This is a genomic window from Pseudoduganella lutea (assembly GCF_004209755.1).
Classification (GTDB): domain Bacteria; phylum Pseudomonadota; class Gammaproteobacteria; order Burkholderiales; family Burkholderiaceae_D; genus Rugamonas; species Rugamonas lutea.
Map to the genome: position 1 here is coordinate 4,176,973 of NZ_CP035913.1, position 14,002 is coordinate 4,190,974.

At 62.9% G+C, this 14,002-nt stretch carries 9 protein-coding genes; 5 read left to right on the plus strand and 4 right to left on the minus strand.

All coding sequences use genetic code 11. The features are described from left to right. Window positions 1-2: 2 nt before the first annotated feature. From EWM63_RS17780 to EWM63_RS17795, 4 genes are all read right to left on the minus strand, one after another. Window positions 3-803, minus strand: coding sequence for an ABC transporter permease (locus EWM63_RS17780; RefSeq protein WP_307720785.1), 801 nt, complete (start codon window positions 801-803; stop codon window positions 3-5). A gap of 160 nt (window positions 804-963) precedes the next feature. Then, on the minus strand, window positions 964-1,683 hold the full coding sequence (locus EWM63_RS17785; protein WP_130187730.1) for a Crp/Fnr family transcriptional regulator: 720 nt from the start codon (window positions 1,681-1,683) through the stop codon (window positions 964-966). A gap of 20 nt (window positions 1,684-1,703) precedes the next feature. Beyond that, window positions 1,704-2,933: a tetratricopeptide repeat protein gene (locus tag EWM63_RS17790; protein WP_229487354.1), complete on the minus strand. Its 1,230-nt coding sequence runs from the start codon at window positions 2,931-2,933 to the stop codon at window positions 1,704-1,706. Next, a complete protein-coding gene (locus tag EWM63_RS17795) occupies window positions 2,930-4,843 on the minus strand; it encodes a CHASE2 domain-containing protein (protein ID WP_229487355.1) in 1,914 nt (637 codons plus the stop codon). The genes EWM63_RS17790 and EWM63_RS17795 overlap by 4 nt, the downstream gene beginning before the upstream one ends. 194 nt (window positions 4,844-5,037) lie before the next feature. On the opposite strand from EWM63_RS17795, the gene EWM63_RS17800 reads away from it, so the two are divergent. From EWM63_RS17800 to EWM63_RS17820, 5 genes are all read left to right on the plus strand, one after another. Then, window positions 5,038-6,441, plus strand: a complete 1,404-nt coding sequence (locus EWM63_RS17800; protein ID WP_130187731.1) for a FecR family protein — start codon at window positions 5,038-5,040, stop codon at window positions 6,439-6,441. Window positions 6,442-6,902: 461 nt separating this feature from the next. Next, a complete protein-coding gene (locus EWM63_RS17805) occupies window positions 6,903-8,834 on the plus strand; it encodes a DUF4214 domain-containing protein (protein ID WP_130187732.1) in 1,932 nt (643 codons plus the stop codon). A gap of 280 nt (window positions 8,835-9,114) precedes the next feature. After that, window positions 9,115-11,223, plus strand: a complete 2,109-nt coding sequence (locus tag EWM63_RS17810) for a type I secretion system permease/ATPase (RefSeq protein ID WP_130187733.1) — start codon at window positions 9,115-9,117, stop codon at window positions 11,221-11,223. Window position 11,224: 1 nt separating this feature from the next. Next, window positions 11,225-12,586: an HlyD family type I secretion periplasmic adaptor subunit gene (locus tag EWM63_RS17815; protein WP_130187734.1), complete on the plus strand. Its 1,362-nt coding sequence runs from the start codon at window positions 11,225-11,227 to the stop codon at window positions 12,584-12,586. Beyond that, the gene (locus tag EWM63_RS17820) at window positions 12,586-13,950 is read left to right on the plus strand and encodes a TolC family outer membrane protein (protein ID WP_229487356.1); all 1,365 of its coding nucleotides are present in this window, start codon (window positions 12,586-12,588) and stop codon (window positions 13,948-13,950) included. Before EWM63_RS17815 ends, EWM63_RS17820 begins: the two co-directional genes overlap by 1 nt. The last annotated feature ends 52 nt before the right edge of the window (window positions 13,951-14,002 follow it).

Sequence of the window (14,002 nt, forward strand, 5' to 3'; positions counted from 1 at the left end):
CATTACAGTTCATCCACCATTTCGCTGGACCGTTTGCGGAACAGCTTCAGGCCCAGGATGCACAGCAGCAGCGCCACGAACAGGGGCCAGGCCAGCGTTTCCCAACGGGGCCACAGGCCTTCGACGAAGATGCGCTGGTAGCTCTGGATGACCGGCACCATGGGGTTCCACGCCATCCAGGGCCGCATGGGCTCGGGAATGATCGAGAACGGGTAGACCACGGGCGTGAGCCAGAACCAGAACTGGATCGCCACATTGAAGAACTGTCCCACGTCGCGGAAGAACACGTTCAGGATGCCCAGCACCAGCGCGAGCCCGATCGCCAGCAGCACCTGCAGCAGCAGCACCGGCACCATCGCCACGACCGGCACGCCGGCGAATTGGCCCGTGACCAGCAGGAAGGCGATGAACAGCGCGAACACGACTGCGAAGTTGACCAGTGCGTTCGCCACCACGATGATGGGCAGGCAGATGCGGGGGAAACTGAGCTTTTTCAGCAGGTTGCCGTTCTCGATGAACATCACCTGCCCGCGCGACGTGATCTCGGCGAACAGCCCCCACGTGAGCACGCCGGCGCACAGGTAGATGCTGTAGGCGTAGGGCGAGGCGATACCGGGCAGGCGGCTGTGCATGACCTGCGAGAAGATCAACGTATAGACGAGTATCATCGCCAGCGGGCTCAACACTGCCCACGTCGCCCCCAGCATGGTATTGCGGTACTTCGACTGGAATTCGCGTTTCACACTGCCGGCAATGAAGCCGCGATAGGTCCAGATTCCGCGTAGCAAAGCACGCGAAATCAAGCGGGACCCCTGGCGTGGAAGGTAGGTGAAGACATCGGAAACGTTGAGCTCGCGTGTGGCGCAAGGAGGAATTTCGGGAGGGCGCATTATAGCGCACTCGGCTTGCCATAGATGTAACAGGTTGATACAGAGTAATTGCTTTCTGTTACCTGTCTGGGCCTTATTCCCGATGTACCAGGCCGTGCAGCTTTTCCGGTTCGACGATCATCAGCCGCTGGTTATCCTTACGAACGATGCCCTGCTGCACCAGGGTCAGCAGCGCACGCGTCACGGTTTCGCGGCTGGTGTTGATCATGTTGGCGATATCCTGGTGCGTCGGCAGGTTTTCGACCACGTAACCGTCCGCGGTGCTGGTCTTCATCAACAGCAGGTACGCGTAGATCCGTCGCGTCGTGTTGTTGATGCTGAGCAGCGCACGAAATTCCGAATCCCGCTGGATTTTCTGCGCCAGGTGGCGCAATACCTGCCTGGCGACCGAGGGAACGTGCGAAAACAGGTGCAGGGCAGCCTGCGCCGGCAGGAAGGCCACGATGACGGTTGAAATCGCCACGACGGAAGCCGACCGTGTCGAATTGTTGATCAGCGCGATTTCACCGAAGAAGTCGCCGGGTGCCAGCAGGCGCAGGCCCACCGCGCGGCCTTCCTCGGTGATGTCCATGACCTGCAACTGGCCGGCAAGGAGGAACAGCAGCCCATCGCCGCTGCCGCCCTTGTGCAGCACGATCTCACGTTTGCTGTATTGCCGGATGCGGATTTCGGCTGCCACCTGGGCCAGCTGTTCCGGTGTCAACTCGGCCAGCAACGGGATCTTGCGCAAGTGGACCTGCAGATGCAGCGGGTCCGTCGCGCCCGCCGGCTTCAGGTCGTTACTGACTTTCATTGTACTTTCATTGCCCATTGCTATTGACTCTGCCATTGCCAGCTAAGCTGTACCTGCCTGTCATTGTACTGAAACAACGGGATATTCTCGCTATTGCGGATGAACCTTCCCTCGAGCACCAGCGAGTGGTTGCGCCCGACGGCATAGCTAAGCATGGTGCGCAGCGCGCTGGTGCGCTGCTTGCGGACAATATCGATCAGCCCGGGCGAATATTCGGTATCGTTATTCCAGGTCTGGCGGCTGGCGCCGAGTTCGCCTGTCAGGTCGCGCGTGAGCTGGTGGCGCACGAGCAGGTTGGAATACCAGCCCGACCGGTCGCCGCCGGGGCGGTCGGCATCCGCACGATCCAGCGCATAGCCGATGCCGGCCGAGGCGTAGGAGCTGTCATTCCGGTAGAACAGCTGGCTGCGCAACTCCACCGTCTTGGCATCGAAATTCTGCAGGGTCAGGTATTTCTGGATGTTGACGTTGGCCGATACCTGCGTTTTCAATCCATAGGGCAAGGTCCACGGCAGCGCCGTGCGCAACTGGAACTGCGTCTGGCGCTGGTAAAGGTGGCCGCCCAGCGTCACGAGCCCGAGCAACGCGCTGCCGCGCACGGTCTGGCGACCCCATTGCCACGCCTGCTCCAGGCCGCCGAACAGGGAGGCCGTGTCGTAGTCGCGCAGGCGATCGTAGCGGCGGCCCTGGATTTGCGCAAAGCCCATGATGCCATTGCCTGTCAGCTCGCGCGCCACGTCGAGCGTCACCGCGTTGAACTGGTCGTGCGTGGGCCGGAACTCGTCCAGGACGGGGAGTTCCACGGGCAGCCCCAGGTCGGTACCGTTGGCCTTCGTGCCCTGGTTGACGTTCTGCGCCATGCCGCGTCCCACGCTGAACGATGCCTGGCCCAGCGGTTGCCATTGGCGGCAACCGGTCAGCCGCGATTCGGCGATCAGGTCGGTAATGCCGGGCGGGGGATCGAAATTCTGTTCGATATGCACGAACAGCCGTTCCGCCTCGTCGCGCTGGCCCAGCGCACAGCGGATCAGCGCCAGGTCGAGCCAGGCGCCCGCATGCTTGGCCTCCTTGCGGATCACGCGTTCCAGCAATTCGATGGCGTCGGCCTTGCGCCCGTCCGCGATCGACTGCAATGCCTTGCGATAGTCCTCCTGGGTATCTTCGGCCACTGGCTGGGCCATGGCCGGGCGGCACAGGGCCGCCAGCAAGACCCAGCACAGCAGGCGCAGGGAAAAGCGGGCCAGCATCATGAGGTGGCGTTTCGGGCGGAGGGTAGCGGCATGTCGTTTTCCGGAGCAAGTGAATATAGTGTGGTCGGCTTTTCCTTGCCCCGCAAGATGCGCTCTCCCAATGATATGAAGCGATGGCGCCGTGCCCGCTCGACGGTGCCCGCGCCGACGATCACATCGTGCGGGAAATCGCGTGCGGCCTGTTCGAGGCGTGAAGCGGTATTGACGCTGTCGCCGACAGCAGTATAAATGCTGCGGAAGACCGTACCGAAATCGCCCGCGACGGCGATGCCGCTCTCGATGCCGATGCGCACCCGCAGCGGCGCGTGGCCGGCCTGCTCGCGCAGGCGGCTCAGTTCGCCAACGCGTTCGACGATCTGGCGGGCGGCGTCGAGCGCCAGGTCGGCATGGCGGGCGACCGGCAGGGGGGCGCCCCAGAACGCCACCAGGCCATCGCCCGTGTATTTGTCCAGCGTGCCCTGGTGCCCGATCACGGGCATGGTCAGGCATTCGAGGAAATCCCGGGTCAGGCGTGCCGCCTCTTCGACCGGCAGCGATTCCACGTGGCCCGTGTAACCTTCCATGTCGGCGATCAGCGTGGTCACATCGAATGCCTGCGGCTTGAGCGGGTCGTCCTCGTCACGTTGCAGCAGTTCCGCCACCACTTCGGGCGCCACGTACTGGCGCAGCGTATTGAGCAGGTGCCGGGCCCGGTACTGGCTTTGTTGCCACTGGTAGGGTACTGCGAGGGCGAGCAGCACGAGAAGCGTGCCGAGGGGGCCGGTCGTGACGAAATCGGGGTCATGGGGGCTGAGCGCCCACGCCATGCCAAGCCACGTCACGCCCAGTCCGCCCAGCAGGGCCACGCTCGCCAGGGCCGACAGGCGGGGCAGGCCGATCAGCGCCAGCAGCGTGGCGGCGAGCGCGAACAGGCAGGCGATCAGTGAGCCTGGCCAGGGCCTCGGGGTCTCGCCGGCCTGCATGTCGAGCAGCATCGACAGCACTTCGGCCTGCACGCCCAGGCCGGGCCGGCTGCTGCCCAGCGGCGTGGCGACCCGGTCGCCTTGCCCCAGCGACGAGGAGCCGACGATGACCAGCCGGTCACGGAACGCGTCGGCCGCATAGGCCTGGGCAAGGATCTCGGCCGCGGTGGCCACGGTATAGGCGTTCCAGTCGCGCCGGTACGGTACGCGCGCCGAGTCGGCTCGCCCCAGGGCGAGCGGGGCATGGTTGCCGGTGCCGCAGCAGTCGACCAGTGCCAGGCCGAGGGCGGGGAAGGTGAGCCCCTCGAAACGGGTCAGCAGCGGGACACGGCGCAGCACGCCATCGGCATCGGGCACGAAGCCGATATTGCCGACCTTGCCATGCCGGGACAGCGCGGCGTGCGAAGCGATGAAACCGGTCGCGGGAACACCCCGGGCGCCGTATCGCCCCGTCGCGCCGCCTGGTTGACCTTCCCGCAGCATCTGCGGCCGGCCCTGCTGGAAATCGAAGGCCTGGGCCAGCACCAGCGGCCCGTGTTCCGACAGCAGGGCCAGGCGGCGATCGCCGTCGGCGTCGGCGGGGTTGGGCAGCACGATGTCGAGCGCGACACCACGCACGCCATAATGGCTCAGCAGGGTCTCGACGAGGTCGGCGATCCGGCTGCGCGGCCATGGCCATGGCCCGAGCGCACCGGTGCTGCTTTCGTCGATGTCGACGACGAGGATCCGTTGTTCGGGCGCATCACTTTTCCGGGCTTGCAGGAACAGGTCGCGTAACCACTCGTTACCGAAATAAGAACCGGTGTAGGGCACGGACGCGGTGACGCCATGGGACAACAGCTCGCCAGCCAGCGTGATCGCCACCGCCAGGATCGCGATGCCAGCCCGCACGATAGCGGGATGGCGCAGCCTGGAGAAGTGAAAAAGGTCGTGGAAACGACGCGGCACGTTGCGGCTGGCAGAATTGGAAACGACAAGTATATCGCGAGTCCTCAGGGCAATGTCATTTGCTACAAAATGTAAGGCCCCCGGTGGTGCATTGAGTTTCCGCTAAAATGCACAGTGTCCCCGCCTCCCGCGTACCCGAAGCCCACGTTATTACTTGCTACCAATGACCGATGGCGAAATAAGGATTCCACGTCATGCTGCGCCATTCTTCCTCTATCCTCGCCTTTACTCTTGCGCTGTGCGCGTCATCCGCGCTGGCCGCCGATGCGGGAACCATCATTTTCGTTTCGGGTTCAAGCGAGCTCGATAGCAAAGCCGCGACGGTCGGGGCAACGGTTGCCGAAGGTGCGTTGCTGCGTACGCGCGGCGATGGCTTCATGTATGTGAAAACCGTCGATAACGGGCTGTTCATCCTGCGCCCGAATTCCGAGGCAAGGGTCGTGACGTACCAGGTCGACCACGCCAATCCGGGCAATACGCAAGTCAAGTTCGAACTGGTCAAGGGCGTGGCGCGTGCCCGTTCCGGCGACGCGGTCAAGGCCGCGCGCCAGAATTTTCGCTTCAATACCCCGGTGGCGGCGATCGGTGTGCGCGGCACCGATTTCACTGTGTTCACCGACAGCCAGACCACCAGCGTGACCGTGCTGGCCGGGGGCGTGGTGGTGAGCGGCTTTGGCGGCAGTTGCCGGCCGGAAGGCGCCGGCCCCTGTGAAGGCACTGCCAGCCGGGAGCTGTTTGCGGCACAGAAAGGTCAGTTGCTGCGCGTGCAACGCGGCAAGGCCTTGCCTGAAATCCTGCGGGGCGGCGACGCATCGCCCGACGAGGTCTCGCCACCGCGCAATGACGAACCCGAAGCGCGCGGTTCCGGCCATTCGGCAATGGGGCAGGGGCCCAGCCTGGATCCGCAAAAAGCCAGCAACCTTGGTGCGGTAACGACCAATCTGAATAAGCCGCCAACCGGGCCGGGCGAGGACAAACCGGACGGGTCATTGCCGCCGGAAGAACTGCCAGACGTGGTTCTGCCGCCAGAAAAACCACCGGTCGTCGTGGTGCCGGTCGATCCAATTCCCGTGGAACCGGAACGCAAGGTGATTTGGGGGCGTTGGCAGCCAGTACTGGGCAAGCCGGCGCCGATTAATATCCTGACGCAGAACAAGAAGGGCGACATGGTTGCCATGAACGGCAATTTCGTGTTGTATCGCATGCCTGGCAAGGATTATGTGGCGCCCGAACGGGGAACCATGGGTTTCAAGCTGATGCAAAGCGAGGTATATATGTATACCGACTATGGCAGCAAGCGCATTGAAAGTCCCGCGACCATGAGTAATGGCAAGCTGACGGTGGATTTCGGGGCCCGGAGCTTTGCCACCAGCGCCGATGTCCTGGTAGGGCGTACCGAGAAGTTTGGCCTGTCGGCACAAGGTGTGCTGGGTAATGATGGGCGGCTGTATGGCGATGCCGCGAACGGCAAGGCCGGCGTGATGAATGTGCAGGGTCTCCTCGGCAGCGAACAGAATGGCAGCGCCAGATACATCTTCGATGCCCGGCTGGATAAGAACCGCACTGTCAACGGCGGCACGCTGTGGCAAAAGCAGTAGTGGGCGGGAAGCGTTATCGGCGTGGATTCGCAATCTAGGCTGCCTTGGCTGTTTTTTAGATGAAATAAAAAAGCCCCGCGTATTGGCGGGGCTTTTTTTATTCGGGCTGCTCATTGACACGAGTAAGAGGGGACACAAGGCAAGGCCATTGGTCCGCATAACTTTTCCCTTAAGAAGCATGCATTTTGGGAGTCGCCATCAGTGCAAAGCGGCAAAAGAACGATCTGAATCCGGCTTGTGCTCTGATAAAAGTTGAATGATAATTGGCCGCCAATTGTTTGCCCAACAACTGGTATTAGGAAAATACTGAAAAAAGATGAAGATACTGCTGAAAATGTGATGGTGATCACATTTTCGACTTGTCCCTTCTGTCATGATTCGGGTATTGGGCTGCAGAACACTGTCTTGTGGCTGCAATATTGATGACTTTTGATCTTTCACGATCCCTCAGGAGCTTTTAGATGGCAACTACTTACCACGCCGCACTGCAAGAACTGTACGTCGCATACTTCAACCGCCCAGCGGACCCAGGTGGTCTGGACTACTGGGAAGGCATCGTTGAAGCCGCGAACGGCAACCTGTCGGCTGTGTCGGCTACCTTCGCTGCTTCCCCGGAATACAAGGACGCGTTCGCAGGCAAGACCAACGAACAGATCGTTGACCAGCTGTACATGAACCTGTTCGGCCACGCTGCCGATGCAGGCGGCAAGAAGTTCTATGCCGACGCGCTGACCCAAGGCCGTATCACCGTTGACCTGGTGGTCCGTGACATCGCTGGCGGCGCACAAGGCGCCGACGACGTTGCTTTCTCCAACAAGGCCAAGGCAGCCCTGGCGTTCACGGCCGCCCTGGACACCGATGCCGAGAAAGCTGGCTACGCTGGTGAAGACGCCCTGGCCCTGGCCAAGGAATTCATCGCCGGTATCACGACCGATGCGTCGTACGCCGCTGCCGTGACCCCGGCCGCGCTGGCCGAAGTGATCAATGATGTGGTTCACGCTGGCACGCCGTTCGTGCTGGTTGACGCCCTGGCTGCCCTGGATGCCGCCAACGACGCCGTGTCGGACTTCCTGGCTGAAACCGACCTGGACGAAGACGAAGACACCGACACCACCGAAGAAGATATCGAAGCTGCAGTGACTGCTGCTGGCGAAGCTATCGAAGAAGCCGGCGTGGAAGGTTACGTCGACGCTTCGACCGCTGTGAAAGCTGCCCTGGTGTCCGACGCGCAAGAAGCCCTGGTGCTGGAACTGGCTGACGCCGAGAAGGCCTACGCTACCTCCGTGGCCGCTGCTGACAAGGTCACCGGCCTGTCCGACGCGATCGAAGCACAGACGACCGCTGCCGATGCAGTGGAAGCAGCTGACGAAGCCGCTGCCGATGCAGGCGCGGTTGTGCTGGGTGCTGTTGCTGCCTACAACGGCTTCAACGCCGACGCTGACGCCGAAGTTGCAGACGACGGCACCGTGACCGGCGTTATCGAGCTGAACGACGACGGCGAGCTGGTGCTGGCCGATGACATCACCGAAGCCGACAACAAGGGCGTGACCGCCCTGCTGAACGCCGTGATCGCTCGTGAAGAAGCCGAAACCGCTGCTACCGCCGCCGCTACCGCTGCTGCCGATGCAGCCCTGGCTGTCGAGGTCCTGGACCTGTCCGACGACGCTGAAGACGAACTCGTGGCAGTGGGCGCGTTGATCGAACTGACCGGTACCGTGGACGAAGACGAAGCACCGACCGTCGAACAGATTCTCGACGAGCGTGCTGCGCTGGAAGCCGCAGTTGAAGCGGAAGAAGAAGGTGCTGAAGATGCGCTGGCTGCATTCAATGATGCAATCGACGCCTTCCTGACCGCCAACACGACGGCCCTGTCGGAAGACGTGGTTGCCAAGGCTGACGCTGTTGATACCGCCCAGGAAGCCCTGGACGACCTGAACGACGCCGTTGAAGGTCTGGGCGAAGCACAAGCCCTGATGACCCAGCTGGAAGGCCTGAAGGACAACATCGCCTTCGCGGAAGAATCGTTCGAACTGAACGATTACAACCTGCCACGTCTGTTGACCACCGCTTCGGTTTCGGCAACGTCCGGTAGCGACATCTACCTGGCCAACGAAGACCAGGCAGCTGCTCGTATCGTCAACTTCGGCGCCGCTGGCGACGACGTGCTGTACATCGGTTCGGGCTACAAGCTGAACACGACCGGCGACATCACCAAGGGCGTGAACGCCGATCTGGAAGTGTTCTTCGTGAAGAGCGGCACGAGCACCAACGTGATCGTCGAAACGTCGGCCTTCGGTTCGAACACCGCAACCAAGGAAGTCATCACCATCACCCTGACCGGTGTGGCCCCGGCTGACCTGGAGTTCGCAAACGGCATCATCACCCACGCTTAATACGCGTCCGAAGCCGGTCCCTGACCGGCTTTTGCAGAAAACCCCGCTGTTGCAGAACGGCGGGGTTTTTTTACGTCTGCGCCTCACATGGAGGCCTTGGCAAGCGGACCGGGCACATCGGGCAAATAGTGGCTGAACACTTGAAACTCGTTGTTTCTATGAAATATATGTGATGGGTGTCACATATTTTTGGCGTTTTGGGCGATAATCTCGCCTTCCTGAACAAAACGGGATGACTTGACGTGCCGCTTTTGCCGGCACTGTTGACCTGCCATTACCAATGAAAAACCTCCTCACAGTACGTAATGAAATCGAGCAAGCACTGCTCGGCTTCAAGAAAACCTTCTACACGGTCGGCGCTTTCAGCGCCATCACGAACCTGCTGATGCTTGTGCCGTCGCTGTACATGCTGCAGGTGTACGACCGTGTGCTGCAGAGCCGCAACGAATATACGCTGCTGATGCTCACGGTACTGATGCTGGGAGCTTACATGCTGATGTCGGCGCTGGAACTGATGCGCAGCTTCGTACTGATCCGCGTTGGCGCCCGTTTCGACATGCACCTGAACAAGCGCGTCTACACGGCCGCGTTCGAACAGAACCTGAAGCGGGCGGGCGCATCGGCTGGCCAGTCGCTGTCGGACCTGACGAACCTGCGCCAGTTCCTGACCGGCAACGCACTGTTCGCGTTCTTCGACGCGCCCTGGTTCCCGATCTACCTGATCGTGATCTTCCTGTTCCACTGGCAGCTGGGTGTGTTCGCGCTGGTCGGCACCGCCATCCTGGTAACGCTGGCCATCGTCAATGAAAAAGTCACCCGCAAGCCGCTGGCCGAAGCGAACGCCATGGCCATCACGTCGACCACGCTGGCCACGAACAATCTGCGCAATGCCGAGGTCATCGAATCGATGGGCATGCTGCCCAACCTGATGGGCCGGTGGTACAAGTCGCATGGACTGTTCCTGCACCTGCAGGCCGATGCCAGCGAAAAGGCCGGCAAGATCGCCGCCATCACCAAGTTCGTGCAAGTGTCGCTGCAGTCGCTGATCCTTGGTTTCGGCGCATTGCTGGTGCTGGAAAACCTGATGACTCCGGGCATGATGATTGCCGCGTCGATCCTGGTCGGTCGCGCGATGCAGCCGGTACAGCAGCTGATCGGCGTGTGGAAGACCTGGTCCAGCACGCGCAGTGCCTACGAGCGCCTGACCGAGCTGCTTCAGGCGAACCCGAAACGCGAGTCGGGCATGCAACTGCCGAAGCCGACCGGCCAGCTGTCCGTCGAGGGCGTGACTGCCGCGCCGCCCGGCACCAACGTGCCGGTCATCCGCAACCTGTCGTTCGGCATCAATCCTGGCGACGTGCTGGGCATCGTCGGCCCGAGCGGTTGCGGCAAGTCGACGCTGGCACGCCTGCTGGTGGGCGTGTGGCCGGCGGCGATGGGCAAGGTGCGCCTCGATGGCGCCGACATCTATCACTGGAACAAGGCGGAACTGGGTCCGCACCTGGGTTACCTGCCGCAGGATATCGAACTGTTCTCCGGCACGATCGCGGAAAACATCGCGCGATTCGGCGAGGTGGACGCCGAAAAGGTGGTGGAAGCCGCCAAGCGCGCCGGCGTGCACGACATGATCCTGCACATGCCGGACGGTTACGACAGGAAGCTGGGCGACGGCGGTGCCGGCCTGTCCGGCGGCCAGAAGCAGCGCCTGGGCCTGGCCCGCGCCATGTATGGCGATCCGGCGCTGCTCGTGCTGGATGAGCCGAACTCGAACCTCGACGATGCGGGCGAAGCGGCCCTGGTGCGCGCGGTGACCGACCTGCGCCAGCGCGGCAAGACCATCGTGCTGATCACGCACCGCACCAGCGCCATCGGCGCCACCACCAAGCTGCTGGTATTGCAGGAGGGCGGCACGGCCATGTTCGGGCCGACCCGTGACGTGCTGAACTCGCTGCAGGAACAGCAGGCCAAGCGCCTGCAGGCTCAGCAGGGCCAGCCGGGCCAGCAAGCTGCCCAGCAGCAGGCGGCGGCACAGCAGGGGGCACAGCAGAAACCAGCCGCACAGCGGCGAGCTGCGACACAGCAGAAACCGGCGGCCCCGCAGGCCGTGCCGGCAGCCGGGCCACAGGCAGCGCAGGCGACTGGACCGCAGGCGGTCCCTGTGACAGCAACGCCCAACATGGCATCACCGGTAACGCCGCAGCCGGCTCCGGCAGCGGAGCAACCAGTATCGGCAACGCAGCAACCGGCAGCGGCAACGCCGGCGCAACCATCGGCCGAACCACGGGCGGAAACGCAGGTCGCACAGGCCGCACCACAGGGCGCGCCACAGCCGGCGCCCGCGCAGCCGGCCAGCCCGGCACCCGCGGCGGCCACCACGGAGCAGAAATAACATGTCCAATATCATCAAGGCGCCGCAGGGCGCAGCCGACGTCGTCAGCCACGACGTCACCCCCATCACCGTCGAGACCGATGACCGCAAGTATGCACGGATGGGCTGGTTCATCGTGCTGGCCGGCGTGCTGGGTTTCCTGGTCTGGGCGTGCACCGCGCCGCTCGACAAGGGCGTGCCACTGTCCGGATTCCTGGCACCGGAAACGAACCGCAAGGCGATCCAGCTGCAGGCGGGCGGCACCGTGTCCGAAATCCTCGTGCGCGATGGCGACGTGGTCAAGGCCGGCCAGGTGCTGGTGCGCATGAACGACGTGCAGGTGAAGTCCGCCGCCGACGTCACGCGTACCCAGTATTTCACGGCCCGCGCCGCGGAGGCACGCCTGCTGGCTGAACTGAGCAACGAAAAGACGGTGCCGTTCCCGGCTGCGCTGGAAGAATTCCGCAACGACCCGGCAGTGCAGCAGGCCGTGTCGCTGCAGGCGCAACTGCTGATGTCGCGCCAGATGGCGTTGCAGAACGAACTGGGCGCGCTGCAGGAAAACATCGAAGGCCTGAATGCGCAAGCGAAGGGCCTGGAGGAATCGCGCATCGCCAAGAAGGCGCAGCTCGACATCCTGAAGGAACAGCTGGACAGTTCGCGCGACCTGGCGAAGGAAGGCTACATTCCGCGTTCCCGCCTGCTGGACCTGGAGCGCACCCACGCGCAGATCAGCGGCACGATCTCGGAAGACATCGGCAATATCGCGCGCTCGAAGCGCCAGGTCCTGGAACTGAAGCTGCGCGGCGCCCAACGCCTGCAGGAATACCAGCGCGAGGTGCGTACCCAGCTTTCCGACGTGCAGAAGGAAGCGGAAGGCTTGCAGGCGCGCCTGGTGGGGCATGCCTATGAAGTGGAGAACGTCGAAGTGCGGTCGCCGGTCGCCGGCATCGTCGTCGGAAGAAGCATCTTCAGCCGTGGCGCCGTCGTGACGCCCGGCCAGAAGATGATGGAAATCGTGCCGGCCGAAGATGCGCTGGTGGTCGAAGGCGACCTGCCGGTCAACATGGTGGACCGTGTGCACGTGGGCTTGCCGACCGAACTGATCTTCTCCGCGTTCAACACCAACAAGACGCCGCACATCCCCGGCACGCTGATCCATATCGCGGCCGACCGCAGCGTCGATGAAAAGACCGGCTTTGCTTTCTACAAGGTCAAGGCGAAAGTGTCGCCGGAAGGCGCGAAGATGATCGCGCAGCTGAAACTGGACATCGTGCCGGGCATGCCGGTGGAACTGTTCGTGAAGACGGGCGAACGCACGATGATGAGCTACCTGATGAAGCCGGTCATCGACCGTGCCCATTCGGCGCTGTCGGAGGATTGATGACGGACATGACCAGGACAAGGAAACACCAGGGCGCCGCCGTGCTGCGCCGCATTCCGGTACTGCTGGGCACGGCCCTGCTGCTGCACGGCGGTGCCGCTTCCGCGCTGGGCCTGATGCAGGCCTACCAGGCGGCGCTGCAGAACGACCCCGCGTTCCGCGCCGCGTTCTACACGGCCGAAGCCGGCAGGGAATACCAGGCGATCGGCCGCTCGGCCCTGCTGCCGACCCTCAGCGCCAGCGTCAGCGGCAGCAAATCGCACACGGTGACGTCCTTCCCCGGCAGCACGCTGGCCGAACGCGACCAGCACTATATCGCCCGTTCGAAAGTGGTCCAGCTGCGCCAGCCGCTGATCAGCCTCGATGCGCTGGCCCGCTACAAGCAGGGCAAGGCGCAAACGAACTACAGCGTCGCCCAGTTCGACAGCCAGCAGCAGGAAGTGATCGTGCGCGTGGCCGCCGCTTATTTCGAGGTGCTGTTCCAGCAGGACCAGCTGGCACTGGCCGAGATCGAGCGCGACATGTATGTGGAACAGCGCAAGGTCAACGACCTGCTCTTCGCGAAAGGCGAGGGTACGAAGACGGACGCGATCGAAACCCAGTCGCGCCTCGACCTGGCCGAGGCAAAGGTACTGGAAGGGCAGGACAACGTGCTCAATGCGCGGACCACGCTGGCCGGCATCATCGGTGGCGACGTCGATGCGCTCGACCCGATGCGCCCTGGCTTCCGCGTCGCGCCGGCCGATACGCTCGGCTTCGACGAGTGGAAGCGCACCGCGATGGAAAACAATCCGGACATCAAGGCCTTGCAGTACGGGATCGAGATCGCGCGGCAGGAATTCAACAAGGCGCGCGCAGGCCACACGCCGCGCCTTGACCTGGTGGGCTCTTACCAGAAAAGCGAATCCGATTCGGTCAACACGATCAACCAGAACATCGATTCGCATGCGATCGGTTTCCAGCTGAATATCCCGCTGTACAACGGCGGCGCCATCAGCGCGCAGGCGCGGCAGGCCGCGGCCAACAAGAGCAAGGCCGAGGAAGACCTGCAGGCGCAGATCGACAAGACCTTGACCGCGCTGCGCAAGGACTACAACACGTTGACCAGCAGCGTGCGGCGCATCGATGCGCTGGTGAAGGCTGTCGATTCGGCCAATCTCCTCGTGAAAGCCACCGAGCAAAGCATCAAGGGCGGCGTGCGCATCAACCTCGACCTGCTGAACGCCAAGCGCCAGCTGTATACGGCGCAACGCGACCTGGCGCAGGCCCGCTACGGCTACCTGCAGGCCTTGCTGCGCATGCGCGCGGCGGCCGGCGTGCTGTCCGTGGAAGACTTGCGGATGGTGGCGGCGTATTTCGACTGATGCGACGGCGCGCAGCCGTTGCATGAAAAAAGGCCAGGCATTTGCCTGGCCA

Bases quoted from the DNA above. Each gene is read 5' to 3' on its own strand.
- EWM63_RS17790 (WP_229487354.1), bottom strand. From the start codon at position 2,933: ATGATGCTGGCCCGCTTTTCCCTGCGCCTGCTGTGCTGGGTCTTGCTG.
- EWM63_RS17805 (WP_130187732.1), top strand. From the start codon at position 6,903: ATGGCAACTACTTACCACGCCGCACTGCAAGAACTGTACGTCGCATAC.
- EWM63_RS17800 (WP_130187731.1), top strand. From the start codon at position 5,038: ATGCTGCGCCATTCTTCCTCTATCCTCGCCTTTACTCTTGCGCTGTGC.
- EWM63_RS17810 (WP_130187733.1), top strand. From the start codon at position 9,115: ATGAAAAACCTCCTCACAGTACGTAATGAAATCGAGCAAGCACTGCTC.
- EWM63_RS17820 (WP_229487356.1), top strand. From the start codon at position 12,586: ATGACGGACATGACCAGGACAAGGAAACACCAGGGCGCCGCCGTGCTG.
- EWM63_RS17785 (WP_130187730.1), bottom strand. From the start codon at position 1,683: ATGAAAGTCAGTAACGACCTGAAGCCGGCGGGCGCGACGGACCCGCTG.
- EWM63_RS17815 (WP_130187734.1), top strand. From the start codon at position 11,225: ATGTCCAATATCATCAAGGCGCCGCAGGGCGCAGCCGACGTCGTCAGC.